This is a genomic window from Pseudooceanicola aestuarii, assembly GCF_010614805.1.
GTDB lineage: Bacteria > Pseudomonadota > Alphaproteobacteria > Rhodobacterales > Rhodobacteraceae > Pseudooceanicola > Pseudooceanicola aestuarii.
The window spans coordinates 1089341-1114881 of the sequence record NZ_JAAFZC010000001.1 but is presented as its reverse complement, the minus strand read 5'-3'; the positions used below and the strand labels follow the sequence as shown (position 1 = coordinate 1114881).

General features: G+C 61.7%; 25 protein-coding genes. 11 read left to right on the top strand and 14 right to left on the bottom strand.

Annotation, left to right across the window (positions count from 1 at the left end; genetic code table 11):
• The first annotated feature begins 58 nt into the window (after positions 1 to 58).
• Positions 59 to 1285 carry an argininosuccinate synthase gene (locus G5A46_RS05190; RefSeq protein WP_163847939.1) on the top strand — a complete coding sequence of 409 codons (1227 nt, stop codon included), beginning with the start codon at positions 59 to 61 and terminating at the stop codon, positions 1283 to 1285.
• Positions 1286 to 1370: 85 nt separating this feature from the next.
• On the opposite strand, the gene G5A46_RS05185 is transcribed toward G5A46_RS05190, so the two are convergent.
• Together G5A46_RS05185 and G5A46_RS05180 are read right to left on the bottom strand one after the other, a co-directional pair.
• Complete coding sequence (locus tag G5A46_RS05185) at positions 1371 to 2087, bottom strand: sulfotransferase-like domain-containing protein (protein ID WP_163847937.1); 717 nt, start codon at positions 2085 to 2087, stop codon at positions 1371 to 1373.
• Positions 2084 to 2992 carry a D-amino acid aminotransferase gene (locus G5A46_RS05180; protein WP_163847935.1) on the bottom strand — a complete coding sequence of 303 codons (909 nt, stop codon included), beginning with the start codon at positions 2990 to 2992 and terminating at the stop codon, positions 2084 to 2086. Before G5A46_RS05180 ends, G5A46_RS05185 begins: the two co-directional genes overlap by 4 nt.
• Positions 2993 to 3291: 299 nt before the next feature.
• Between G5A46_RS05180 and msrA the strand changes: the two genes are divergently transcribed.
• Positions 3292 to 3966 (top strand): peptide-methionine (S)-S-oxide reductase MsrA, encoded by a 675-nt coding sequence (gene msrA, locus G5A46_RS05175; protein WP_163847933.1) that lies wholly within the window; start codon positions 3292 to 3294, stop codon positions 3964 to 3966.
• On the opposite strand, the gene G5A46_RS05170 is transcribed toward msrA, so the two are convergent.
• Entirely contained in the window at positions 3963 to 4820 is an 858-nt protein-coding gene (locus tag G5A46_RS05170) for a ribokinase (RefSeq protein ID WP_163847931.1), read from the bottom strand. The two genes, msrA and G5A46_RS05170, sit on opposite strands and share 4 nt — an antisense overlap.
• 4 nt (positions 4821 to 4824) lie before the next feature.
• The gene (locus G5A46_RS05165; protein WP_163847929.1) at positions 4825 to 7080 is read right to left on the bottom strand and encodes an NADP-dependent malic enzyme; all 2256 of its coding nucleotides are present in this window, start codon (positions 7078 to 7080) and stop codon (positions 4825 to 4827) included.
• Between the two features lie 160 nt (positions 7081 to 7240).
• On the opposite strand from G5A46_RS05165, the gene mutS reads away from it, so the two are divergent.
• Positions 7241 to 9871: a DNA mismatch repair protein MutS gene (gene mutS, locus G5A46_RS05160; RefSeq protein WP_163849886.1), complete on the top strand. Its 2631-nt coding sequence runs from the start codon at positions 7241 to 7243 to the stop codon at positions 9869 to 9871.
• 54 nt (positions 9872 to 9925) lie between these two features.
• On the opposite strand, the gene G5A46_RS05155 is transcribed toward mutS, so the two are convergent.
• A complete protein-coding gene (locus G5A46_RS05155) occupies positions 9926 to 10483 on the bottom strand; it encodes a nucleotide exchange factor GrpE (protein ID WP_163847927.1) in 558 nt (185 codons plus the stop codon).
• 3 nt (positions 10484 to 10486) lie between these two features.
• Positions 10487 to 11557 (bottom strand): heat-inducible transcriptional repressor HrcA, encoded by a 1071-nt coding sequence (gene hrcA, locus G5A46_RS05150; RefSeq protein WP_163847925.1) that lies wholly within the window; start codon positions 11555 to 11557, stop codon positions 10487 to 10489.
• A 113-nt stretch (positions 11558 to 11670) separates the two neighbouring features.
• On the opposite strand from hrcA, the gene rph reads away from it, so the two are divergent.
• Genes rph through G5A46_RS05130 form a run of 4 tightly spaced genes read left to right on the top strand, consistent with a single transcriptional unit; the run spans position 11671 to position 14501 of the window.
• Positions 11671 to 12387 (top strand): ribonuclease PH, encoded by a 717-nt coding sequence (gene rph / locus G5A46_RS05145; protein ID WP_163847922.1) that lies wholly within the window; start codon positions 11671 to 11673, stop codon positions 12385 to 12387.
• Positions 12380 to 12988, top strand: a complete 609-nt coding sequence (gene rdgB, locus G5A46_RS05140) for an RdgB/HAM1 family non-canonical purine NTP pyrophosphatase (RefSeq protein WP_163847920.1) — start codon at positions 12380 to 12382, stop codon at positions 12986 to 12988. Before rph ends, rdgB begins: the two co-directional genes overlap by 8 nt.
• The gene (hemW, locus tag G5A46_RS05135; protein WP_163847918.1) at positions 12981 to 14141 is read left to right on the top strand and encodes a radical SAM family heme chaperone HemW; all 1161 of its coding nucleotides are present in this window, start codon (positions 12981 to 12983) and stop codon (positions 14139 to 14141) included. The genes rdgB and hemW overlap by 8 nt, the downstream gene beginning before the upstream one ends.
• The gene (locus G5A46_RS05130; protein WP_163847916.1) at positions 14142 to 14501 is read left to right on the top strand and encodes a YbaN family protein; all 360 of its coding nucleotides are present in this window, start codon (positions 14142 to 14144) and stop codon (positions 14499 to 14501) included.
• Here the strand turns inward: G5A46_RS05130 and G5A46_RS05125 are convergent.
• The 7 genes from G5A46_RS05125 to hemJ all read right to left on the bottom strand — a co-directional run bounded on the left by G5A46_RS05125 (position 14485) and on the right by hemJ (position 21855).
• Positions 14485 to 15384, bottom strand: a complete 900-nt coding sequence (locus tag G5A46_RS05125) for a ParB/RepB/Spo0J family partition protein (RefSeq protein ID WP_163847914.1) — start codon at positions 15382 to 15384, stop codon at positions 14485 to 14487. The genes G5A46_RS05130 and G5A46_RS05125 overlap by 17 nt on opposite strands.
• Positions 15385 to 15408: 24 nt before the next feature.
• A complete protein-coding gene (locus G5A46_RS05120) occupies positions 15409 to 16218 on the bottom strand; it encodes a ParA family protein (RefSeq protein ID WP_163847912.1) in 810 nt (269 codons plus the stop codon).
• Positions 16203 to 16811, bottom strand: coding sequence for a 16S rRNA (guanine(527)-N(7))-methyltransferase RsmG (gene rsmG / locus G5A46_RS05115; protein ID WP_163847910.1), 609 nt, complete (start codon positions 16809 to 16811; stop codon positions 16203 to 16205). Before rsmG ends, G5A46_RS05120 begins: the two co-directional genes overlap by 16 nt.
• Entirely contained in the window at positions 16808 to 18670 is a 1863-nt protein-coding gene (mnmG, locus tag G5A46_RS05110; protein WP_163847908.1) for a tRNA uridine-5-carboxymethylaminomethyl(34) synthesis enzyme MnmG, read from the bottom strand. Before mnmG ends, rsmG begins: the two co-directional genes overlap by 4 nt.
• An 11-nt stretch (positions 18671 to 18681) precedes the next feature.
• Positions 18682 to 19965 carry a tRNA uridine-5-carboxymethylaminomethyl(34) synthesis GTPase MnmE gene (mnmE, locus tag G5A46_RS05105; protein WP_163847906.1) on the bottom strand — a complete coding sequence of 428 codons (1284 nt, stop codon included), beginning with the start codon at positions 19963 to 19965 and terminating at the stop codon, positions 18682 to 18684.
• A 30-nt stretch (positions 19966 to 19995) separates the two neighbouring features.
• Positions 19996 to 21267, bottom strand: coding sequence for a transcription termination factor Rho (rho, locus tag G5A46_RS05100; protein ID WP_163847904.1), 1272 nt, complete (start codon positions 21265 to 21267; stop codon positions 19996 to 19998).
• A gap of 138 nt (positions 21268 to 21405) precedes the next feature.
• Positions 21406 to 21855, bottom strand: a complete 450-nt coding sequence (gene hemJ / locus G5A46_RS05095; RefSeq protein ID WP_163847903.1) for a protoporphyrinogen oxidase HemJ — start codon at positions 21853 to 21855, stop codon at positions 21406 to 21408.
• A 410-nt stretch (positions 21856 to 22265) separates the two neighbouring features.
• On the opposite strand from hemJ, the gene G5A46_RS05090 reads away from it, so the two are divergent.
• The 4 genes from G5A46_RS05090 to dnaQ are packed head-to-tail and all read left to right on the top strand — an operon-like array spanning position 22266 to position 24976.
• Positions 22266 to 22874 carry a Maf family protein gene (locus G5A46_RS05090; protein ID WP_163847901.1) on the top strand — a complete coding sequence of 203 codons (609 nt, stop codon included), beginning with the start codon at positions 22266 to 22268 and terminating at the stop codon, positions 22872 to 22874.
• On the top strand, positions 22871 to 23704 hold the full coding sequence (locus G5A46_RS05085; protein WP_163847899.1) for a shikimate dehydrogenase: 834 nt from the start codon (positions 22871 to 22873) through the stop codon (positions 23702 to 23704). The genes G5A46_RS05090 and G5A46_RS05085 overlap by 4 nt, the downstream gene beginning before the upstream one ends.
• Positions 23701 to 24294 (top strand): dephospho-CoA kinase, encoded by a 594-nt coding sequence (gene coaE / locus G5A46_RS05080; protein WP_163847897.1) that lies wholly within the window; start codon positions 23701 to 23703, stop codon positions 24292 to 24294. Before G5A46_RS05085 ends, coaE begins: the two co-directional genes overlap by 4 nt.
• The gene (gene dnaQ / locus G5A46_RS05075) at positions 24287 to 24976 is read left to right on the top strand and encodes a DNA polymerase III subunit epsilon (protein ID WP_163847896.1); all 690 of its coding nucleotides are present in this window, start codon (positions 24287 to 24289) and stop codon (positions 24974 to 24976) included. Before coaE ends, dnaQ begins: the two co-directional genes overlap by 8 nt.
• 7 nt (positions 24977 to 24983) lie before the next feature.
• Here dnaQ and secB read toward each other — a convergent pair whose 3' ends face one another.
• Positions 24984 to 25481 carry a protein-export chaperone SecB gene (secB, locus tag G5A46_RS05070; RefSeq protein WP_163847893.1) on the bottom strand — a complete coding sequence of 166 codons (498 nt, stop codon included), beginning with the start codon at positions 25479 to 25481 and terminating at the stop codon, positions 24984 to 24986.
• Between the last annotated feature and the right edge of the window lie 60 nt (positions 25482 to 25541).

Genomic DNA, 25541 nt, shown 5'->3' with positions numbered 1-25541 from the left:
TTGTGCCTTTGGCGAAAACCGGCTATCGCCGCCGGTGATCATTGCGAAGAGGACGAACATGACCGCTCCGAAGAAAGTTGTCCTGGCCTATTCCGGCGGCCTCGATACCTCCATCATCCTCAAGTGGCTGCAAACCGAATACGGCTGCGAGGTCGTGACCTTCACCGCCGACCTCGGCCAGGGGGAGGAGCTGGAGCCCGCTCGTGCCAAGGCCGAGTTGCTGGGGATCAAGCCCGAGAACATCTATATCGAGGACATCCGCGAGGAATTCGTACGCGATTTCGTCTTCCCGATGTTCCGCGCCAATGCCGTCTACGAAGGGCTGTACCTGCTGGGCACCTCCATCGCGCGGCCGCTGATTTCCAAGCGCCTGATCGAGATCGCCGAGGAAACCGGCGCCGATGCCGTGGCCCATGGCGCCACCGGCAAGGGCAACGATCAGGTGCGGTTCGAACTGTCCGCCTATGCGCTGAACCCCGATATCAAGGTGATCGCGCCGTGGCGGGAATGGGATCTGTCCTCCCGCACCAAACTTCTGGCCTTTGCCGAGGAAAACCAGATCCCGATCGCCAAGGACAAGCGCGGCGAGGCGCCGTTCTCCGTCGATGCGAACCTGCTGCACACCTCTTCCGAGGGGAAAGTGCTGGAAGATCCGGCAAATGACGCGCCCGATTACGTCTACCAGCGCACCACCCACCCCGAAGAGGCGCCCGACACCCCCGAATTCATCGAAATCACCTTTGAAAAGGGTGATCCGGTCGCGATCAACGGGGAGGCCATGTCCCCCGCCACGATCCTGACAAAGCTGAACGAACTGGGTGGGAAGCACGGCATCGGCCGTCTGGATCTGGTCGAAGGCCGGTTCGTCGGCATGAAATCCCGTGGCATCTACGAGACCCCCGGCGGCACCGTCCTGCTGGAGGCGCATCGCGGCATCGAACAGATCACCCTGGACCGGGGCGCCGCCCACCTGAAGGACCAGATCATGCCGCAATATGCGGAACTGATCTACAACGGCTTCTGGTTCTCGCCCGAACGCGAAATGCTTCAGGCGCTGATCGATCGCAGTCAGGAGCACGTCTCCGGCACCGTCCGGCTGAAGCTGTACAAAGGTCTGGCGCGCACCGTCGGCCGCTGGTCCGATCACTCGCTCTACTCCGAAGAGCATGTGACCTTCGAAGATGACGCCGGCGCCTATGATCAGAAGGACGCCGCAGGGTTCATCAAGCTGAACGCCCTGCGTCTGCGCCTGCTGGCCATGCGGGAACGGCGGCTGAAGACGTAATCGCAAGGGTTTCACATGAAACGCCCCAAAGCGCAGGCTTCGGGGCGTTTTTCATGCGCGGGGCATTCTTGCGGCTGGGGCAGGATCAGGGGACCAGCTTTTCCGCCACCAGCCTGTCGTAATAGGGCATCGCGGCCTGCGCGATCCGTTCCACGCGCCTGTCCTGTTCAGGCAGATCCCCCTCGGGCCCGGCAAAACCCGTGGATCTATGCACCGCCGCGTACCAATGCGGCGCCCAGACGCCATCCGCAGGCTTGGGCCCCGCAGGCCAGGACAGCATCGCCGGATCCCAATCCAGCCCCAGCCGATCGCAGATCGCGCGCAACATCCCCTCGGGATCGCGGCGAATATCGGCGCTGTCGACCACCACGGGATCCAGCCCCCGGTCGCGCAGGATATCGAACAGCTCGGCCAGTTGCAGGAACCCGACATCGGCGAGGGTGACATTGTCATACCCCTTGGCAAAGCTGGAGATCACCCGGTCGGGATGGCGCAGCAGGATCAGGTGCCGGCATTGATCCAGCCAGTCCAGCGGCGTGTCGGGCAGGATATGCTGAGCCATGTGCTTGTGATAGACATGGCGCCCCTCGGGCAGCGGCGCGATCAGGTCGGCGACCACGGTGCCCATGTCGTCGGACTGGGCGGCCAGCACCTGTTCGCGCATCGGGTGATACAGGCCGGTACGCGTCAGATAGGCGGCGTAGAACGGTTCGTCCACGGCCGTGAAATCCGCCCGGTTGCCAAAGGCATACATCATCGCGGTGGACAGGTTGCGCGGCCCGGACCAGGCGGCGATCCTCATGCCCCGACCTCCTGCATGACGCGCGCCTTGTACAGCTCTCGCAGGCGGGCCGTCACCGGACCCAAGGTGCCGTCGCCGATCACCCGACCGTCGATTTCCCCCACCGGCGTCTGCGCGCCGAACGTCCCGGTCAGAAAGGCCTCCTCCGCGCCGTAGCACTCCACGAGAGAGAAGTTCCGCTCGAACACCGGAATGTCGTTCCGCCGACACAGGTCGATCACATGCCCCCGGGTGATCCCGTTCATGCAGTAATCCCCGGTAGAGGTCCAAACCGCGCCCTTGCGGACGATGAAGAAGTTGCAGGCGTTGGTCGTGTTCACGAAGCCATGGACATCCAGCATCAGCGCCTCGTCGGCACCTGCCTTTTCGGCGGCGATACAGGCCAGAATGCAGTTCAACTTGGAATGGGAGTTCAGCTTGGGATCCTGGGTCATCGGCAGCCCGCGTTGATGCGGCACCGTGGCCAGCCGGATCGGCCGCCCGACGCGCGGAACGGAATGTTCCGCGATGATCGCCACCGTCGGCCCCGAACGGGACAGCGACGGATGCTGGAACGGCCGGGACTTGACCCCGCGCGTGACCATCAGCCGGGCATGGGCATCCGTTTCCATGCCATTTGCCTGGCGCACCGCCTCCAGCGCGGCTTTCAGGCCGGCACGGTCGATGCCGATGTCCAGGTCGATGGCCAGCGCTGCCTCGAACAGCCGGTCCAGATGCGCATCGACGAAGGCCCAGCGCCCGTTGTACAGCCGCAGCCCCTCCCAGATCCCGTCGCCCAGCATGAAGCCGCTGTCATAGATGCTGACCTTGGCGTCCTGCGCGGCGACCACCTTGCCGTTCAGCCAGAACATCAGATGATCGTTGCGGGGGTCATGATCGGCGTCATGGGTCGTCTGTTCGGTCATACATTCTCCACTCTTGAACCGAAGCAGGTTTGCACGAAAAAAGCCGAGGCGGAATACGCCCCGGCAGTTATCTGATTGAAAACCAATGGAACGAGGGTGGTGAATACGGGTCGCACCCCGCACTCACCCATGCGGTTCTCGGCCATAGACACGTAAGCCGGGAGCGGGAGTTTCAATTATTTTTCTCTTCTGCAAAAAATTTTCGCCCCCCTCCCTCACCGGACGTCACCAAGCCGTGAGAGGGCTATCGCCGGCGCCCCTGCCCCGTCAGGCTGGCCGCGATACAAACGGAGGTTCCCATGCCCAGATCACCCAGTTTTCCCCTGCGCGCCCTGACCCTGCTGGCCGCGACCGCCCTGCCCCTGACCCCCGTCCAGGCCGCCCCGACCGAGGAGATCATCGTCGCTGGCGGCTGTTTCTGGTGCGTCGAAGCGGATTTCGAGAAGATCCCCGGCGTGACCGAAGCCGTATCAGGCTTTACTGGCGGGGATGTGAAAAATCCCAGCTACAAGCAGGTCACCGGCGGCGGCACCGGCCATTACGAGGCAGTGCGCATCACATTCGATCCCGATCGTGTTTCACGTGAGACATTGTATGACCGGCTGGTGCATTCCATCGACGCCGTAGATGACGGCGGGCAGTTCTGCGACCGCGGCAACAGCTACCGCCCCGCGATCTTTGTCGCCAACGCGGCAGAGCGTGCCACCGCCCAAGCTGTCCTGGACGACGCGGCGCAGGAGCTGACGTCGCGCGGTATCACCGATCCGATCGTCGTGCCGCTGCTGGACCAGGGACCATTCTACGATGCAGAGGCCTATCATCAGGATTACTACAAGAGTCAGGATCTGATCCTGACCCGGTTCGGCCCCCGGCGAAAGGAAAAGGCCTATGAGCTGTATCGCGACGCCTGCCAGCGCGACGCGCGGCTGCGGCAGCTCTGGGGCGACGCGGCCTTTCCCGGGGTGGGTGGCTAGACCTCGTCGCGCCTGGGGATCACGTCGGCGGTGCCGTGGCGCGTGACCATCAGTGCGGCGGCCCGCTGCGCCAGGTCCAGCGCGTCCGCCATAGCCAGCCCCTGATCCAGCCCGGCCACCAGATAGCCGGTGAACGTGTCGCCCGCGCCGGTGGTATCCACCGGGGTCACGCGCGGTGCGGCGACGTCACGGGTGGTGCCGGGGCCGGTGGCAATCCAGCGGCAGCCAGCGCCGCCACGGGTGATCACCACATCGGCCACTGGCAGCGCCTCGGGCGCGGTGCCGGTGGCACGAGTCAGCTGGTCGGCCTCCACCTGGTTCATGACCAGCAGGTCCAGGTGATCGAGCATTGCGGCAACGGCCGTGGCCTCGAACGGGGCGGCGGCATAGGCCAGGCGCAACCCGCGGGCGCGGACCAGGCGGGCAAAGGCCTGCTGGCCCGTTGTCTCGTTCTGGGTGATGGCGATGTCCCCCGGCCGGGCCGCGTCCAGCGCGGCGGCAACCATTGCATCGTCGATCTGCCGGTTGGCACCTCCCAGGATGATGATCTGGTTCTCGCCCGCATCGTCCACCGCGATGATCGCCTGTCCCGACGGACCGTCCAGAACGGCGATATGGTCCACGCCGACGCCGTAATCCGCCAGCCGGTCGCGCATCCAGATGCCATCCTGACCGACGGCGCCGATCTGCTGCACCATTGATCCCGCTCGGGCGGCGGCGACGGACATGTTGGCGCCCTTGCCGCCCAGCCCCTGGGCAAACCCGGTGGCGGTCAGCGTCTCTCCGGCCACCGGCAGATGCGGCAGACGATAGACCAGATCGGCATTGACCGAGCCGAGGTTCCAGATCGTCATCGGATCACTTCACCTTGCAGGCGGCCAGCACGGCCATGTTCAGGATGTCGTTGACGGTGGACGTGGTGGAACAGACCTGGATCGGCTGGTCCACGCCGGACAGGATCGGGCCGACCACGGTGGCGCCCGCCATCTCCTGCATCAACTTGACCGAGATGCTCGCCGAATGCCGCGCCGGCACCACCAGCACGTTGGCATTGTCCGTCAGCCGGGCAAAGGGATAGGCAGCCCGCGACTTGGCGTTCAGGGCCACATCTACCGTCATCTCCCCCTCGTATTCGAAATCGACCCCCCGTTCCTTCAGTACGCGCGGGGCGACGTGCATCTTGGTCGCGCGCTCCGACACCGGATAGCCGAAGGTGGAGAAGGACACGAAGGCGACGCGCGGTTCCAGCCCGAAGTCGCGCACCACCTCGGCAGAACGTTCGGCGATGGTGGCCAGATCGTATTCGTCCGGCCATTCATGCACCAGCGTATCGGCGACAAAAACAATACGCCCCTTGTGGATCAGCGCAGTGACCCCCACGGCGCCATGTTCGGCATCGGCGTCGAAGACATGGTTGATCAGCTCCATCACATGGGCCGATTTTCGCGTCACGCCGGTGATCATCGCATCGCCATGGCCATGGGCCAGCATCAGTGCGGAAAAGACGTGGCGATCCCGCGCCGCCAGGCGGTGGATATCCACCTGGTCGTGGCCGCGCCGTTGCAGCCGGTCGTAGAGAAAGCTCTTGTACAGTTCCAGATTGCCGGTGTTGGCGGCGTTGACGATCTTCAGTTCCTTGAAGGCGTCACCCATGCCGGCGGTTTCCAGCTTTTCCCGAACGTCCTGCTCTCGGCCGACGACCAGCGCCTCCCCCAGCCCGCCACGCTGGTACAGCACGGCGGCGCGCAGGACGCGGGGGTCGTCACCCTCGGCAAAGATCATGCGGGCCTGGGCGTTACGGGCGCGGGCATGAATGCCGCGCAGGATGCTGGCGGTCGGATCCATGCGGGTCTTCAGGCTCAGCTCGTAGGCATCCATGTCCACGATGGGCCGCCGTGCGGCACCGGTGTCCATGCCCGCGCGTGCCACGGCAGGCGGGATGCGGAAGATCAGGCGCGGATCGAACGGCGTGGGGATGATATAGTCCCGGCCAAAGGTCAGCGCCCGGCCATAGGCCATGGCGACCTCGTCCGGGACGTCTTCGCGTGCCAGCTTGGCCAGGGCCTCGGCACAGGCGATCTTCATCTCGTCGTTGATGGCGCGCGCGTTGATGTCCAGCGCACCCCGGAACAGGTAGGGAAAGCCCAGAACGTTGTTCACCTGGTTGGGGTAATCGCTGCGGCCCGTGGCAACGATCGCGTCCTCGCGCACCGCATGGGCGTCTTCGGGCGTGATCTCGGGATCGGGGTTCGCCATGGCAAAGATCACCGGATCCGGCGCCATGGAGATCACCATCTCCTGCGTCACGGCCCCCTTGGCCGACACGCCCAGGAACACGTCCGCGCCGTTCATCGCATCGGCCAGGCTACGCAGGTCCGTCTTCACCGCATGAGCCGATTTCCACTGGTTCATCCCCTCGGTCCGGCCCTGGTAGATGACGCCCTTGGTGTCGCACATGATGCAGTTTTCATGCCGCGCGCCCATGGATTTCAGCAGTTCCAGACAGGCGATGCCGGCAGCACCCGCCCCATTCAGGACGATGCGCACGTCTTCGATCTTCTTGCCTGACAGGTGCAGCGCGTTGATCAGACCGGCGGCACAGATCACGGCGGTGCCGTGCTGATCGTCGTGGAAGACGGGGATATCCATCTCTTCCTTCAGGCGCTGCTCGATCATGAAGCATTCGGGCGCCTTGATATCCTCAAGGTTGATGCCGCCGAAGGTCGGGCCCATCAACTTTACCGCCTGGACGATCTCGTCCACGTTTTCGGTGTCCAGCTCGATGTCGATGGAATTCACGTCGGCAAAGCGCTTGAACAGCACCGCCTTGCCCTCCATCACCGGCTTGGAGGCCAACGCGCCCAGATTGCCCAGCCCCAGCACCGCCGTCCCGTTGGAGATCACGGCGACCAGGTTGCCCTTGTTGGTGTAATCATAGGCCGTCTCGGGACTTTGGTGGATCGCCTCGCAGGGCACGGCGACACCGGGAGAATAGGCCAGGCTCAGGTCGCGCTGCGTGGTCATCGGGACCGTGGCGCTGATCTCGAACTTGCCGGGCGTCGGCTCCAGGTGAAAGGCCAGGGCGTCTTCCGGGTTGATCTTGATCCTGCTCATGCGCTGCACTCCTCCAAAGGCTTTCTGCTCTTACACGGGGCGGTGCCGCCGCTCAACCGCTCGTGGCGGTTTCGGCTTTCGCCCGGCGGCGGGGATTTGTACCGTGGCGCCGGTAATTTCACGGGGGACCACAGTGAACAAAGCCGCCAATGTCACGCCCATGATGGCGCAATTCCTGGAGATCAAGGCGCAATATCCCGACGCGCTGCTGTTCTACCGGATGGGCGATTTCTACGAGATGTTCTTTGACGACGCGACCGCCGCCGCCGCCGCGCTGGACATCGCGCTGACAAAACGCGGCAAACATCTGGGGGAGGATATCCCCATGTGCGGCGTGCCGGTGCATTCGGCGGAAAACTACCTGCTGACCCTGATCCGCAAGGGGTTTCGTGTGGCCGTCTGCGAACAGATGGAAGACCCGGCCGAAGCCAGGAAACGCGGATCCAAATCCGTGGTGCGGCGCGATGTCGTCCGCCTGGTCACCCCCGGCACCCTGACCGAGGATTCCCTGCTGGAGGCCCGGCGCCACAATTACCTGGCCGCCTTTGCCACCGTGCGCGACACCCATGCGCTGGCCTGGGTCGATATCTCCACCGGGGCGTTTCACGTGATGCCCCTGCCGCAGGTGCGGCTGGGCCCCGAACTGGCGCGGCTGACCCCGGCCGAACTGCTGATCCCCGACAGCGCCGAACCCGACCTGCGTCCCGTGGCCGAGGATCTGCGCCTGCCGCTGACCCCTCTGTCCCGCGCCAGTTTCGACAGTACCGGCGCGGAGGTCAAGCTGTGCGATCTGTTTCGCGTCGGCACGCTGGACGCGTTCGGCAGCTTCGGCCGGGCCGAGATCGCGGCAATGGGGGCCATCGTCGATTACCTGGAGATCACACAGAAGGGGAAATTGCCCCTGCTGCGTCCGCCTCAGCGCGAACAGGGCGAGGCGATCGTGCAGATCGACACCGCCACCCGCCGCAATCTGGAGGTGACGCAGGCCCTGTCCGGCGGGCGCGCCGGATCGCTACTGGCGGCGATCGACCGGACGGTGACGGCGGGCGGTGCGCGGCTGCTGGAACGGCGGCTGTCTTCCCCCTCGCGCAGCGCGGACGTGGTGGAGGACCGTCTGGCCTGCGTCGATTTCGCCGTGGCCCAGACCCGCTTTGCCGGCGACATCCGTGATCTTTTGCGCCGGGCGCCCGACCTGGACCGGGCGCTGTCACGGTTGGCACTGGACCGTGCGGGGCCGCGCGATCTGGCTGCGATCCGCAACGGGCTGGCGCAGGCGCAGGCGATCCGCGATCGCTGCACGGAGGCCGAGCTTCCCCCGCTTCTGCTGCGGGCCGCCGATGATCTGGGCGGACACGATGACCTGCTGGACCTGCTGGACCAGGCGCTGGTCGCCGAACCGCCGCTGCTGGCGCGAGACGGCGGGTTCATCGCGCCGGGCCATGACGCGGAACTGGACGAGGCGCGCAAGCTGCGCGACGAGGGGCGCGGCATCATCGCCACGATGCAGGCCGACTACGCGGCAGAGACAGGCATTTCCGCCCTGAAGATCAAGCATAACAACGTGCTGGGCTATTTCATCGAAGTCACGGCCACCCATGCCGACAAGATGCTGCAACCGCCCCTGTCCGAACGGTTCAAACATCGCCAGACCACCGCCAACCAGCTGCGGTTCACCACCCCCGACCTGTCGGAGCTGGAAACCCGCATCCTGAATGCCGCCGGACAGGCCCAGGGGATCGAATTACGCCTGTTTGCCGAACTCTCCCACGCGGTGATCGACGCAGCGCCGCAGATCGCGGGCACGGCGCGGGCGCTGGCGGAATGGGATCTGGCAATTGCGCTGGCCGACCTGTCGCGGGCAGAGAATTGGACCCGACCGTTGGTCGACACCTCCCGCGCACTGGAAATCGAGGGCGGCCGCCACCCGGTCGTCGAACAGGCGCTGCGCCGCGACGGCGCGCCCTTTATCGCCAATGATTGCACCCTCAACGCAACAGGGGACGGCGCGGCGATCTGGCTGCTGACCGGGCCGAACATGGCCGGTAAATCCACCTTCCTGCGACAGAACGCGCTCATCGTCCTGCTGGCGCAGATGGGCAGCCACGTCCCCGCCCGCCGCGCGCGGATTGGCATGGTCTCTCAGGTGTTCAGCCGCGTCGGTGCGTCGGACGATCTGGCGCGGGGGCGGTCCACCTTCATGGTGGAGATGGTGGAAACCGCCGCGATCCTGAATCAGGCCGACGACCGCGCGTTGGTCATCCTGGACGAGATCGGGCGCGGTACGGCCACCTATGACGGGCTGTCCATCGCCTGGGCCACGCTGGAGCATCTGCACGGCGTCAACCGCGCCCGCGCCCTGTTCGCCACCCATTATCACGAAATGACCGAACTGGCGAAGCGGCTGGAGGGCGTGGACAATGCCACCGTTGCCGTGCGGGAGCACGAGGGCGACGTGATCTTCCTGCACGAGGTGCGAGCCGGCGCCGCCGATCGCAGCTATGGCGTGCAGGTCGCGCGGCTGGCCGGGCTGCCGGACAGCGTGGTAGCCCGCGCCCGCGATGTTCTGGCCTCACTGGAGGAAAACGCCCGCACCGGGGGCGGGCCCAAGGCCGTGATCGACGATCTGCCGCTGTTCGCCGCCGCGCCTCCGCCGCAGCCACAGTCGCCGCAGACCGCCGCACTGCCCGATGCGCTGGCAGAGCTGCTGGCCAATCTGCACCCCGACGACCTGTCGCCGCGCGACGCACTGGATATGCTCTACAAACTGAAAGAGGCGTCGCAATCGGGCTGATTGCAACGCCTCTGTATCCGGGTCGGAGGTCCAGCCGCCGCAGCGGCGCGGCGATCAGCCCTGGTTGGACGACACGCCGACCTGCGCGGGGCGCAGCAGCCGGTCGCTCAGCATGAAGCCCTCGGCCGAGACCTGGATGATCTCCCCGGCCTTGGTGCCGGGCACGGGGGCCTCGAACATGGCTTCGTGCATGTTGGGATCGAACTTGTCACCCACCTGCGGCGAAACGGGTTCGATGCCGTGGCGCTGGAACGTGTTGACCAGGTCGCGCAAGGTCAGTTCCACCCCTTCCAGCAGCGGCGCGTCCTCAACCCCCTTCTCGCCAGCCGCATCCAGCGCGCGGCGCAGGTTGTCATAGACGGGCAGCAGATCACGGGCCAGTTTGGACCCGCCGTATTGTTCTGCCTCGCGGCGCTGCTTGTCCGCGCGCTTGCGGGAGTTCTCGGCATCGGCCAGGGCGCGCATGAACTTGTCTTTCAGCTCGTCCCGTTCGGCCCGCAATGCGTCCAGCTCGATCGCGTCTTCGTCGTTTTCTTCTTCCTCAAGACGGAGGGATTCCTCTTCGATGGAATCGATATCGTCCAGAAACTGTTCGTCCTTCGGCTCAGCCATCGCTCACCTCTGTTGCCGGTTCGAGATCATCCGCCCGACCAGCTGCGCTGTGTAATCCACGATCGGCACGATGCGTCCGTAGTTAAGCCGCGTGGGCCCGATAACGCCTACCGCGCCGATGATCTTTCGGTCTGCGTTCATATATGGAGAGACCACCAAAGAGGAACCCGAAAGTGAAAAAAGTTTGTTCTCGGAGCCAATGAAAATACGCACCCCCTCGCCATCCTCGGCCAGATCCAGGAACTCGGCGATATCCCGCTTGCGCTCCAGGTCGTCGAACAGGCTGCGGATCCGTTCCAGGTCTTCCTCGGGCGCGCCTTCGCCCAACAGGTTGGCCCGGCCACGCACGATCAGCCGCTCATGCTGGGTCGTGTCCTCGGCGTCCCAGACGGCCAGCCCGCTTTCCACCAACGTCTGCGCCAGCGCGTCGATTTCCTGACGGCGGCGGGTGATCTCCTCCGCGACGGCGTGGCGGGCCTCCCCCAGGGTGCGGCCCTCGATGATGGCATTCAGGAAATTCGCCGCCTCCCGCATCGAACTGGGCGTCTGGCCAGGCGGCGGGTTGAAGATCCGGTTCTCCACATGGCCATCGCCGAACACCAGAACCACCAGCGCCCGGTCATGCGCCAGCGAAACAAATTCGATATGCTTGATCGGTGCTTCGTGTTTCGGCGCCAGAACCAGCGATGCCCCCTGCGTCGCCCCCGACAGCGCGGCGCCGATCCGGTCCAGCATTCCGCCGATATCGCCCTGATTGCCCAGCGTCGCGTCCAGCTTGGCCCGGTCTGAGATATCCAGATCCCCGACCTCAAGAAACCCGTCCACGAACATGCGCAGCCCTTGCTGCGTCGGCACCCGCCCGGCGGAGATATGCGGACTTTCCAGCAGGCCCAGGAATTCCAGATCCTGCATCACGTTGCGCACCGTGGCGGCGCTGACCTTCTCGCTCATCAGGCGGGTCAACGTGCGGGAGCCGACCGGCTCCCCGTTGTCGATGTAGCCTTCGACAACCCGGCGAAACACCTCGCGGGAGCGGTCATTCAATTCGTCCAAGATCGATATGCGTTCTATCATTCTCTGCCCTGCCCTGCCTGTCATGAAAGAGGCCGGGACGCAAAAATCAACGGGGCGCTTGCCATCACAGGTGTCGCACGCGTATCACGCCCCCGACAATCCCCGGAGGTAACATGCGACCGTCAGGACGCGACTTAAACGAAATGCGACCGGTTTCAATCGAAACCGGGATCACGAAACATGCAGAAGGCTCCTGCCTGATCCGCGTGGGTGACACCCATGTGATCTGCACCGCCACGGTCGAAAGCCGCGTGCCCCCGTTCATCAAGGGCTCTGGCCTGGGTTGGGTGACCGCAGAATACGGCATGTTGCCGCGTTCGACCACCTCGCGGATGCGGCGCGAAGCCTCCGCCGGAAAACAGGGTGGGCGCACGGTGGAAATCCAGCGCCTGATTGGTCGGTCCCTGCGCGCCGGTGTTGACCGTGTGGCCCTGGGCGAACGCCAGATCTCCATTGATTGCGACGTGATCCAGGCCGATGGCGGGACGCGCTGTGCCTCCATCACCGGCGGTTGGGTTGCGCTGCGCCTGGCGGTGAACAAACTGATGAAGGCAGGCGAGGTGATTTCCGACCCGCTGGTCGATCCCGTCGCCGCCGTCTCCTGCGGGATCTATGCAGGCCAGCCCGTGCTGGACCTCGACTATCCCGAAGACAGCGAAGCCGGCGTGGACGGCAATTTCGTCATGACCGGATCCGGCCGCCTGATCGAAGTCCAGATGTCGGCCGAAGGCTCCACCTTCTCCCGCGCGCAGATGGATGATCTGATGGGTCTGGCAGAAAAAGGCGTGGCCGAGCTTGCCGCCCTGCAAAAGGCCGCTTGCGATGCGTAAATTCAGCGGCGATCGCCTCGTCATTGCCAGCCACAACGCCGGCAAGTTGCGGGAGATCGCCGCGCTGCTGGACCCCTACGGGATCACCGTCAGCTCTGCCGCCGACCACGGCCTGGCAGAGCCTGCGGAGACGGAGGACACCTTTGCCGGCAATGCCCGGATCAAGGCCCACGCCGCCGCACGCGGCACCGGTCTGCCCGCCCTGTCCGATGACAGCGGCATCACGGTGGAGGCGCTGAACGGCGCGCCCGGCGTCTATACCGCCGATTGGGCCGAAACGCCCGAGGGCCGTGATTTTCCCATGGCGATGACCAGGGTCTGGACCCTGCTGGAAGAGAAGAACGCCCCTGCCCCGCGCCGTGCGGCTTTCAACTGCACGTTGTGCCTGGCCTGGCCTGACGGTCATGACGAACTGTTCGAGGGCCGCGTGAATGGACAGGTCGTTTGGCCAATGCGCGGTGCACAGGGATTTGGCTTTGACCCGATCTTCCTGCCCGACGGCGAAACTGAAACATTCGGCGAAATGGACCCGATCCGCAAACACGAGATGTCGCACAGGGCAGATGCCTTTGCGAAGTTCGTAAAGGGTTGTTTTGACTGAGGATTGGCAGGCCGGCGGCTTTGGCATCTATGTGCATTGGCCGTTCTGCCAGTCCAAGTGCCCCTATTGCGACTTCAATTCCCACGTCGTGGCAAACGTGGACCAGTCCCGCTGGGCCCGCGCCCTGTGCGCAGAGCTGGAGCGTTACGCGGAAATCGTCCCCCATCGTATCGTGAATTCAGTGTTTTTTGGAGGTGGGACCCCATCGCTGATGGAACCCGCCACCGTGGACGCTGTTATCTCCACCATCCGCCGTCTCTGGCCCCAGGGCAATGACGTTGAAATCACCCTGGAGGCGAATCCCGGATCGGTGGAGGCCGGGCGTTTCGCCGGATATGCTCAGGCCGGGGTGAACCGTGTTTCTCTGGGCGTACAGGCCCTGAACGACGCAGATTTGAAACGGCTGGGACGTCTGCATTCGGTAGATGAGGCGCTGCGCGCCTTCGACATCGCACGCAATCAGTTCAATCGGGTCAGTTTCGATCTGATTTATGCGCGCCAGAACCAAACCTTGCAGGATTGGGAAGCCGAATTGACCCGCGCGCTGTCGCACGCGGTGGATCACCTGTCGCTCTATCAACTCACGATCGAAGACGGCACCGCGTTCGGCGACAGGTTTGCCCGAGGTGGTCTTCGTGGTCTGCCCGAAGACGATACGTCTGCCGATATGTATTTGATAACTCAGGAAATCTGCGCCGCACACGGCTATGAGGCCTACGAGGTATCAAACCACGCCAAGCCCGGCGCAGAAAGTCGGCACAATTCACTTTATTGGCGCTATGGCGACTATCTCGGCATCGGCCCGGGCGCCCATGGGCGCGTTACGCGTCACGGCCAGCGCCACGCAACCGAACAGCCCCGTCAGCCAGGCGCCTGGCTGGCTGCTGCCGAACAAGGCAATGCTGATAGCGTATTTGTTCCTCTGTCAGGTCGGGACCAAGCCGAAGAATACCTGCTGATGGGCTTACGTCTTGCCGATGGTATCGATCTTCACCGCCTGGCCAGCCTGAACGGCACCCGCGTGAAAGAGGCGCCGATCGCCTTGATGCAGGAACTGGGTATGATCCACCGCGACGGCCACAAGATATGGGCTACCCCTCAGGGTCGGATGGTTTTGAATGCCGTCCTCTCCGAATTGGCGGCGGCGCTCTGAATGCGGCTGCTTTGGGCGGTCTTCGGCTTTACCGCCCTGGCTCTCGGCGGGTTGGGCATCGCCCTGCCCCTTCTGCCAACCGTGCCGTTTCTGCTACTGGCAACATTCTGCTTCGCACGCTCGTCCGAACGACTTCACAATTGGCTGATAAATCACGAAAAACTCGGCCCGCCGATACGGGATTGGCAGGAAAACGGCGCGATCTCCCGCCGGGCCAAGGTATTGGCGACGCTCTCGGTCCTTGCGGTTTTTTGTCTGTCGGCCGCCATCGGGTTGCGCTCCGAACTACTGATGATCCAGGGCGCAACGCTTTGTTGTGTGATGGTTTTCCTATGGACGCGGCCTAACGGCCCGCGCTGAGGATCTGGCACAACTCATCCAGCTGGTCCAGGGAATCGTAGCGAATCGTCACCGCCCCGCCTTCAGCACCGGGCTTGTGATCCACGAACACCCGCATACTGAGCGCCGCGGAAAGATCACCCTCCAACGCCTTTGTGTCGGCATCCTTGTCGACCGCAGCACGCGCCACCGAAGGATTTTTCGGCGCCTCATTGCCCGATTTTGCCAGTTTTTCGGTCTCCCGTACCGACAAACCGCCTGCGATCACCGTTCGGGCGAGATCCACCGGCGAGTCCGAGGTGATCAAGGCCCGAGCATGCCCTGCCGACAATTGCCCCTCACGCAGGAATTCCTGAACCTCATCAGGCAGTTGCAGCAGGCGAAGCACATTCGCGATATGGCTGCGGCTCTTCCCCAGAGCCTCCGCCAGTTTTTCCTGCGTATGGCCGAATTTCCCCATCAACTGGCGATACCCGGCTGCTTCTTCCACCGGGTTCAGGTCTGCGCGCTGAATATTCTCGATAATCGCGACTTCCAGAACCTCTGTATCGTCGAAATCTCGCACCAATACCGGCAATTCATGCAAGCGGGCCAATTGTGCCGCGCGCCAACGCCGTTCCCCCGCCACGATTTCATACAAATCGGACGTTCCGGGCTTCTGCCGCACGATCAAAGGCTGGATCACGCCTTTGGTTTTGATCGAATTGGCCAGTTCCTTCAGCTGATCTTCGGTGAAGCTGCGGCGCGGCTGATCTGGATTCGGAACGATTCGTTCGATCGGGACCAGAAGATCCGGGCGTTTCGGAACGCCGTTCCCAGCCTCCCGTGTTGTGTCCTCGGCCGAAACATCAGCCATCAACGCCGAGAGCCCACGGCCCAGACCACGGTTTTTTTTCTTTTCCATCTGCTGCCTCTTATCTTGGTCTCGTCAGGCCGCGGCCATTTGGTTCTTTTCCATCAATTCCTGCGCCAGGGCCCGATACGCAGCCGACCCCTTGGACCCGCCATCAAACTGCAAAACCGGCATCGCATAGGACGGGGCCTCACTGACACGCACATTTCGGGGAATGATGGTCCGAAACACCAGATCGCCTAGGTTGTCACGCGCATCTTCTTCGACCTGCTGCGAAAGGTTATTGCGAGAATCGTACATTGTAAGAACGATTCCTTCGATCCGAAGGTTCGGATTCGCGGATTGCCGCACCTCACGAATGGTCAGCATCAGCTGCGACAGGCCTTCGAGCGCAAAAAACTCGCTTTGCAGTGGCACCATGACCGAATGCGCCGCCACCATCGCGTTCACCGTAAGAAGGTTCAACGAAGGCGGACAATCGATCAGAATGTAATCATATGCAAACCGCTCCATCGCTGGCTGACGCAGTGCGTCATGCAACAGATAGGAGCGTTTTTCGTTTGCAATCAATTCGATATCCGCAGAGGACAGATCTATGGTGGCCGGGACGATTTCCAATCCGTTCACGTCTGTCTTCAAGATGACTTCGTCCAACGGTACTTCGTCCAGAAGAAGTTCGTAAGTCGTATGCTCCCGGTCCTCCGCCTCGATCCCCAGCCCCGTGGATGCATTCCCCTGAGGATCCAGGTCAATCAACAATACCTTGTTGCCCTGTTCAGCCAGTGCAGCGCCAAGGTTGATCGCGGTCGTGGTTTTTCCGACACCACCTTTCTGATTGGCCACAGCGATGATTTTCGGACCGCCGGTCCTCAAGAGGTCTGGCAAGGGTGAACTCCTTCGATCTTAAGGATGACAGCATCTGGATCGGTTTTACTGCGAATGGCTTCCCAGTCAAAGCGCCATTGTTCCTGTGCCCGGGAAACCTCATCTTTCCAGGTCACACCCTTTGAAAACAAGGCGATTCCCCTTGGCGCAAGATGTAGATCGGCGAATTCCAGCAACCGGGAGAGAGGCGCCAGCGCCCGGGCGGAAAGAACTTCGGCCATTAGAGGAGGTATTGATTCGATCCGCTCCGCCAATACGTCGGCTGGAGCGTTTGTATCGCGTATCACCGTCCGAAGAAAAGTCGCCTTGCGCGTATCAGATTCGACCAAGGTAACGCGCTTTGGCGTGCCACGGTCGCGTGCAAGAAGTGCCACGGGAAGACCGGGAAATCCGCCGCCGCTTCCCAAGTCAACCCAGTGTTGGCATTTAGGTGCAATATCGGCAACCTGAAGAGAATCACTCATATGACGTGTCCACAAGTCCGCTACTGTGGATTTGGCCACCAGATTGATCCTTGGGTTCCACTTCTTCAGAAGGGCGGCATAAGTTTCCAACGCCCCGTATGTTTCACGTGAAACATTCTCGCGATTCATGCGGATTTAACCTCCCGACGACGACGGAGGCGAGAGAGAATCAAGGCAAGCGCAGCAGGAGTCATGCCCTCGATCTTCCCGGCCTGGGCAAGATTTGCGGGTCGCGCGTGAGCAAGCTTTGCTTTCAATTCGTTGGATAGGCCGTCCAACACTGAAAAATCAAATTCATGTGGGATTTCATGGTGTTCATCGCGCCGGAGCGCCTCGACATCCAGCTTCTGTCGTTCGATGTAATTCGCATAAAGCGCATCTCTTGACAGTTGCGCCGCGACATCGGGATCAATCTCATCTACGCGGTCATTCAACGACCGAAGATCATCGAACGACACATCAGGAAATGCGAGTACCTGGAAAAGAGACCGGCGCGACCCATCCTGGCTAACTGCCAACCCCGATTGTTGAAGCTCCCGCGATGTTACTGAAATATTCTCAAGAAGACACCGCCCAGTTTCAAGCTCTTCAGCCTTTTTCGAATACGTCTTGGCACGCTGCCTGCCAACCAGACCAGTGGCAATCCCCAGCGGGGTCAACCTCTGATCCGCATTATCCGCCCGCAAGGACAGTCGAAATTCCGCGCGTGAGGTAAACATCCGATACGGTTCTGTCACGCCCCGGCTGGTCAGATCATCCACCATGACGCCGATATAGCTGTCCGCGCGGCTGAACATCAACGGATCCCGATCAAGTGCTATAAGCGCCGCGTTTGTTCCGGCTACCAGACCCTGCGCGGCGGCTTCTTCATACCCTGTGGTCCCGTTTATCTGGCCTGCGAGATAAAGTCCCGGAACTGCTTTCACTGCCAGTTTGAGATCGAGAACGCGAGGATCCACATAGTCATATTCAATGGCGTAGCCCGGTTGCAAAATTTCAGCTGACTCCAACCCATTGATAGAACGTACATAATCCTCCTGGACGTCCTCAGGTAGAGACGTGGATATACCGTTGGGATAGATGACGTCGTCCGTCAGACTTTCGGGTTCAAGGAAGATCTGATGCGACGTCTTGTCCGCAAATCGAACAACCTTGTCCTCTATCGACGGGCAGTACCGCGGGCCGATCCCATCGATATGTCCGCCGTACATCGCGGAACGATCAAGGTTTTGGCGAATGATTTCGTGTGTGCGTTCATTTGTATGCGTCACTCCGCAGGAAACCTGCGGCGTAGCTGTGCGCGTGGAAAGAAACGAGAAAAATACCGGGTCGTCATCTCCTGGTTGTGCTCCAACAACACTCCAGTCGATCGTTTTCCCGTTCAGTCGCGGCGGAGTCCCTGTTTTCAATCTTCCAAGTGGAAGACCAAAGCTGTCAAGCCGTTCAGCCAGACGGATCGACGGTTTATCGCCCATTCGCCCACCAGAAACTGTTCTATCACCGACATGGATAAGGCCCCGCAGAAATGTGCCCGTCGTCAGAACAACAGCTGATGCGGCTATTTCACTACCGTCGGAAAGGACAACGCCTGTAACCTGGTCCCCCGCCATCAGAAAATCGGCGACCTCTCCTTCAACCACCGACAAACCTGGGCAATTCTGAATCTCTGAAAGCATCTCATTTCGGTAGATGGCGCGATCGGCCTGGGCTCGCGGTCCTTGCACGGCCGGTCCCTTGCGGCGATTCAACAGCCGAAATTGTATGCCTGCTTTATCTGCGACGCGTCCCATGACGCCATCAAGTGCGTCAATTTCCCTGACCAGGTGCCCCTTGCCCAAACCGCCGATGGCCGGATTGCAGGACATAACCCCGATTCCGGAAATATTCAGTGTTATCAATGCTGTGCTGGCGCCAATTCGTGCAGCTGCATGGGCGGCGTCACACCCTGCGTGACCACCCCCTACGACTATGACGTCAAAATGTTTCACGTGAAACACTCCTATTTGCCGATGCAAAAACTAGAGAATATCTCATCCAAAAGGTTCTCGACATCGACGGCACCTATCAGAGAATCGAGCGCGCGGATAGCGTCACGAATATCTTCTGCAATCAGATCTGCGAGAGCGGAGTTCGCCACCAACGCACCACGCGCGTTTTCCAAAGAAGCCAAGGAGCGAACCATCGCGGCACGATGGCGTTCGCGCGTAGCGATACCAGCACCCGCAACACGTTCCCTCAATTCGTCCGAAATCTCTCTGACAAGAACATCCAGCCCTTTGCCGGTGACCGCACTGATGGCTTGCGGATCCCCGGTCAGGTCCCCCTTGGTTCTGAAAACGCAATCACCCGGACGAAGCGCAAAAAGCGGCTCCTCGCCGCCCGCGACAAGATAGACGCAAAGATCCGAAGCCTCTGCCCTTTGGCGCGCGCGATCAATCCCCATGGTCTCCACGATGTCATCAGTCTCTCGCAGCCCGGCAGTATCAAGAAAGGTTACCGGTAAACCGGCCAAATCCATCCGGACCTCGATCACGTCTCGGGTCGTTCCAGCGATATCCGAGGTGATCGCCGCGTCACGACCTGCCAAGGCATTGAGCAAAGTGGATTTTCCCACATTCGGCGCGCCAAGAATCGCCACTTCGAAGCCAGACCTTATCCGCTCGGCGATAGAGACGCCGCGGACCTGATGATCCATGGTTTCTATCACGCGCTCAACCAACGCAATGACTTCGGGTGTGACGTCCACCGGAACATCCTCATCCACGAAATCTATCGTCGCCTCGATGAGAGAGGCCGCGCGAATCAGATCGAGACGCCAGCCATTTGCCAAATCCCCAAGCTGACCGGACAGGATCCGTTGGGCCTGAAGGCGTTGCGTCTCGGTCTCCGCGTCAATGAGATCCGCCAATCCTTCGACCTGTGCCAGGTCCATCCGACCGTTTTCCAACGCGCGCCGGGTGAATTCCCCAGCCTGGGCAGCGCGAAACCCGTTCAGCTTGCCAAGCCGCGAAAGCACCGCCGTTGTGATGGCTGGACTGCCATGTATCTGAAGTTCAACGATATTTTCTCCGGTAAAACTAGCCGGAGCATCGAACCGCAGAACAAGAGCCTCGTCCAGCAAGGATCCGTCACGGTCCTTCAAAGCGCGCAGTGCGATAACGCGTGGAGGCGGATCAGCTATTTGAAAGGCCGCGAAGACATCCCAAGCACGAGGGCCTGAAATCCGGATGACGGAAACGCCCGCCCGGCCCGGCGCGCTCGCCAGGGCAAAGATGGTTTCCATGGACAACTCCTTCTCGGGGCGATCCCGAGATCAGGTATTCATCGAATCGAAGAATTCCGAATTGCTCTTGGTTTGTTTCAACTTGGAGATCAGGAATTCGATGGCGTCCGTCGTGCCCATCGGGTTCAGAATCCGACGCAGAACAAAAGTCTTTTGCAGATCGATTTTGTCCACCAGAAGCTCTTCTTTGCGGGTGCCGGATTTCAGGATGTCCATGGCCGGGAACACCCTTTTGTCTGCGACCTTGCGATCCAGAACCAGCTCAGAGTTCCCGGTGCCCTTGAATTCTTCAAAGATGACTTCATCCATGCGGCTGCCCGTATCAATCAGCGCAGTCGCAATGATGGTCAGAGATCCGCCTTCCTCGATATTTCGTGCGGCGCCGAAGAACCGTTTAGGACGTTGCAGGGCGTTGGCGTCGACACCGCCGGTCAGAACCTTGCCCGAAGACGGCACTGTCGTGTTGAAGGCACGCCCCAGACGGGTGATGGAATCCAGCAGGATCACCACGTCGCGCTTGTGTTCCACCAGGCGCTTGGCCTTCTCGATCACCATTTCGGACACCGCAACGTGACGCGCGGCAGGCTCATCGAAGGTAGAGGAAATCACTTCCCCCTTCACGGAGCGCTGCATATCCGTCACCTCTTCAGGCCGTTCGTCGATCAGCAGGACGATCAAATAGCATTCCGGATGATTCGTCTCGATCGAATGCGCGATATTTTGAAGCAAAACCGTCTTACCCGTTCGTGGCGGCGCCACGATCAGAGAGCGCTGGCCCTTCCCGATCGGCGCGACCAGGTCGATGATTCGGGCAGAGCGATCCTTGATCGTCGGGTCCTCGATCTCCATCGTCAGGCGTTCGTCGGGATAAAGCGGCGTCAAGTTGTCGAAGGACACCTTGTGGCGCGCGCGCTCCGGCTCTTCGAAATTGATCTTCATCACCGAGGTCAGCGCGAAGTATCGTTCATTATCATCGGGTTGCTTCATCAGCCCCTCGACCGTGTCGCCGGTACGCAGGGAGAATTGGCGGATCATGTCGGGGGAGACGTAGATATCATCGGGGCCCGGAAGGTAGTTCGCTTCGGGCGAACGGAGGAAGCCGAAACCATCCTGAAGCACTTCGAGCACACCATCGCCGCCGATTTCCCAGCCTTCATCCGCACGCTCGCGGAGAATCTGGAACATCATCTCCCCCTTGCGCATATTGGAGGCGTTCTCGATCTCAAGTTCCTCTGCCATGGACAGCAAGTCCTTGGGGCTCTGTGCCTTGAGATCAGAGAGATTGAGGCGTTCGTTGCTCATGAAAATATCCTCGACCGGCCTGATGGGCGCGCGATCTGTGCCATGCAATGGGAAACTCCGGCCCGGACGGGCGGTTGCGGTGGTATTTAGGGATGCGTCGGCCGCGAGTCAATCGTCCTTGACGCCGGGCCTGGTGGCTCAGAACCGCAGAACAACCGAAAAAACGATGAGCACAAGGAGCATCGTCGGCAATTCGTTCATCATTCGGTAACGTTTTCCGGTCAATCTGTTCTCACCAGCTGTGAAATCCTTCCTCCGCCGGCCCAGCCAGTGGTGAAACCACGTCATTGCGAGAACGCCTGCTGCCTTCGAATACGGCCAGATCGCGCTCCAGTCGACGATTCCGGGCGTCAGGGCCAGCATCAAACCAAAGACCCAGGTGGCGATCATGGCCGGGTTCATGATCGCGCGGAGCAGTTTCCGCTCCATCTCCTGGAACAGGGGGTCGATGGGGCCACCGATTTCGGCACGTTCCGCGTGATAGACGAAAAGGCGCGGGAGATAGAAGAGACCCGCCATCCAGGCGACGACGGACACGATGTGAAGCGCCTTTGTCCAAGGGTACAGAGTGATCAACAGGTCGGTCATCCCACGTCTCCGCTTCTTCTTTCTAAGAATCTTAAAAGAGATGTTGTTGTTGTTTGTCGACCCGGATTCCTGTGGATTATCGACTCCCGCACAGTTTCATCCACATCTTCACAGGCTGCGTACATCGGGTGGATAAAACTTTCGACCGATTTTGCCGTCTTGGAGAAAAAGCAGCAAAATGAGAGATTTATGGATGAAAAGCCGCAGGATAATCCTGTGGATAACTCTGTGTAGGAAACAGGAAGAACCGTGTTTTGGGGACAGATCGGTTTATCCCCCCCACAGGGGGGCGACTCAGTGCGAATCTGTTCACGACTCACCTACTTATCCCGTCGCGGCGGGAGCCTTGCACCTCCTCCCCAAATTGCTCAGAACTTAGTCGCAGGTTTTACAGCGGGTTTTCCACAGAGATGTCCCCCACGTCCTCCTCTCTTGTTCTTGCCTCCGGGTCGCAGATCCGGGCGCAGATGTTGCACGCGGCGCAGGTGTCTTTTGTCGTTGAAAAGGCGCGGGTGGACGAAGCGATGGTCAAAGCGTCGCTTTTGGCGGAGGGGCATCGCCCGCGCGCGGTGGCCGATGCGCTGGCAGAGATGAAGGCGCAGAAAATCAGCGCGCGACGGCCCGAAGCTCTGGTGATCGGCTGTGATCAGGTTCTGAACCTGGAGGGGGAGATTTTTGACAAACCCGCCACGCCGCAGGACGCCGAAGCCCAGATCCGCGCGCTGTCCGGCAAAAAACACATGCTGCATACCGCCGCCGTGATCAGCGAGGCCGGGCAGCCGATCTGGCGGCATGTTTCCGACGTCCGGCTGACGATGCATCCGCTGTCCGAGCCCTATATCCGCGAATACGTGGGGCGAAACTGGCCCGCGATTGGTCAATCCTGCGGCGCCTACCAGGTGGAGGCCGAGGGGATTCGCCTGTTTTCGCGCATCGACGGCGACCATTTCGCCATCCTCGGCCTGCCGATGATCGAGCTGCTGCATTATCTCACCGTCAAAGGTATTCTGACTCGATGAGCGTTGATTTCATTCCCCTTGCCGGCGTGATCGGCCATCCGATTGCGCATTCCCGGTCGCCGAGGATTCACCAACATTGGCTGCGCAACCGCGGTTTGCGGGGCCACTATGTACCGATGGATGTGCATCCCGATCATCTGGAACAGGTGTTGCGGACGCTGCCCAATATGGGCTTTGTCGGGCTGAACGTGACCTTGCCGCACAAGGAACGAGTGCTGGAAATAGCCGATCTCGTCACCGATAGGGCGACATTGATCGGGGCGGCAAACACATTGATATTTCGCGCCGATGGCAAAATTCATGCTGACAATACAGATGGTTACGGGTTTCTTGAAAATCTGAAACAAGGCGCCCCCGATTGGCAGCCCGAGGCCGGTCCGGCCGCGATCCTGGGCGCGGGCGGCGCAGCGCGGGCGGTTGTGGCCTCTCTTCTGGATATGGGGGTGCCAGAGCTTCTGGTCGCCAACCGCACCCGCATCCGCGCCGAACGGCTGCGCGCGGATTTTGGCAAACGGTTGCGGGTCGTGGAATGGGTCCAGGCCGGTAACATGATCGAAGAGGCGAATCTGGTCGTCAACACCACGTCTCTCGGCATGGTCGGGAAGCCGGAGCTGCGCGTGCCGCTGGACGGGCTGCATCCGGGGCAGGTCGTCACCGACCTGGTCTACGCACCGCTGAAAACCCACCTTCTGGCCGAAGCGGAAGCGGCGGGCGCCACCATCGTCGACGGTCTGGGCATGTTGCTGCACCAGGCGGTGCCGGGCTTCGAACGGTGGTTCGGCGAGCGGCCGGAGGTCGACGAGGCCGTGCGGAAGGCGGCGCTGCGATGAGTTTTCTTCTGGGTCTGACCGGCAGCATCGGCATGGGCAAATCGACCACAGCCCGCCTGTTCGCAGAGCGCGGTTGCGCGGTCTGGGATGCGGATGCTGCGGTGCATCGCCTCTATGCGCCCGGCGGCGCGGCGGTGGTGCCGATGGGTGCCGCATTTCCCGATGCAATCGTCGACGGCGGCGTCTCGCGGGAGGCGCTCAAACGGATTATCGCCACCGATCCCACCGCGCTGAAGCGGATCGAAACCATCGTGCACCCGCTGGTGGGCGAAGATCGCGCCGCTTTCGTTGCGCAGGCGCGGGCGGATATCATTGTGCTGGATATCCCCCTGCTGTTCGAGGGCGGCAGTGCCGACCGGTTCGATGCCACGGTGACAGTCTCGGCCCCCGCAGAGGTCCAGCGCCAGCGGGTTCTGGACCGGGGCGCCATGACCGCTCCGCAGTTCGAGATGATCCTGGCCAAGCAGATGCCGGATGCGCGGAAACGGGCGCTGGCGGATCACGTGGTGATCACCGATACGATGGAGCATGCGGCCCAACAGGTCGCGGCCATCGTCGACGCCATCCGCAAAAGGCTGCAACATGCGTGAAATCGTTCTTGATACGGAAACCACCGGGTTCGACCCTTTTTCCGGCGACCGCATCGTGGAGATCGGCGCGGTGGAGCTGTTCAATCACATGCCCACCGGCGGGCAGTTTCACGAATATCTGAACCCGCAGCGCGACATGCCAGAAGACGCGTTTCGCGTGCATGGCCTCAGCTCGGATTTCCTGGCGGACAAGCCGCTTTTCGCGGATGTGGCGCAAAAATTCCTGGATTTCGTGGGTGATGCCAAGCTGGTGATTCACAACGCGGAATTCGACATGAAATTCCTGAACGCGGAACTGGGCTGGCAGAACATGCGCCGCCTGCCCGACGATCAGGCGATCGACACGCTGGCCATCGCGCGGCGCCGGTTTCCACGCGCGCAGAACTCGCTGGATGCCCTGTGCCGGCGGTTTGGCATCGACAATTCGTCGCGCACCCTGCACGGCGCGCTGCTTGATAGTGAGATCCTGGCCGAAGTCTACCTGGAGCTGATCGGCGGGCGGCAACCGGATTTCGGGCTGAACGTGGACAATGAGGGCGACAGCACCCGGCAGACCGGCGAGGCCTGGCGCCCCAGCCCGCGCCCGACGCCCCTGCCCGCGCGATTGCGCGAAAACGAACGCGCCGCCCATGAGGCTTTCGTGGAAAAGCTCGGGGACGGCGCGCTTTGGAAGACGCTTTAGCCGCGGATCAGTTCGCGGGCGCCGCGGTTTTCTGAGCTTCGACCCGGCGGGCCAGCTCCTGCCGGTAGAGGGAGACGAAATCGATCGTGTCCAGGTTCAGCGGCGGGAAGCCCCCGTCGCGGGTCACGTCCGACACGATGCGGCGCACGAAGGGGAAGATCATGCGCGGGCATTCGATCAGCAGGAAGGGGTGCATCTGCTCTTCGGGGACGCCGTCGATGGTAAAGATGCCCACATATTCGATTTCCAGGATGAACAGCTTTTCAGCCGGATTTTCCTTGGACACCGATTCCACGTTCAGCTTCAGGATCACCTCGTAGGTGTTCTCCGCCTCGCGCTTCTTGGCATCCAGGCCGACCTGAACCCGGACGTCGGGCTGCACCGAACCGGTGCTGCCCTTCTGGGCCAGGATATTTTCGAACGACATGTCGCGGACATATTGCGTCTGCACGTTCATCCGGACCTGCGGCTGCTGGGCAGCCGCGCCGTTTTGCTCTTCGCTCATGCTCTCTTCTCTCCCGAGGCGTAAAAAGTCGGGTTTTGGTTAGCAGGAAGAGCCCCCTGC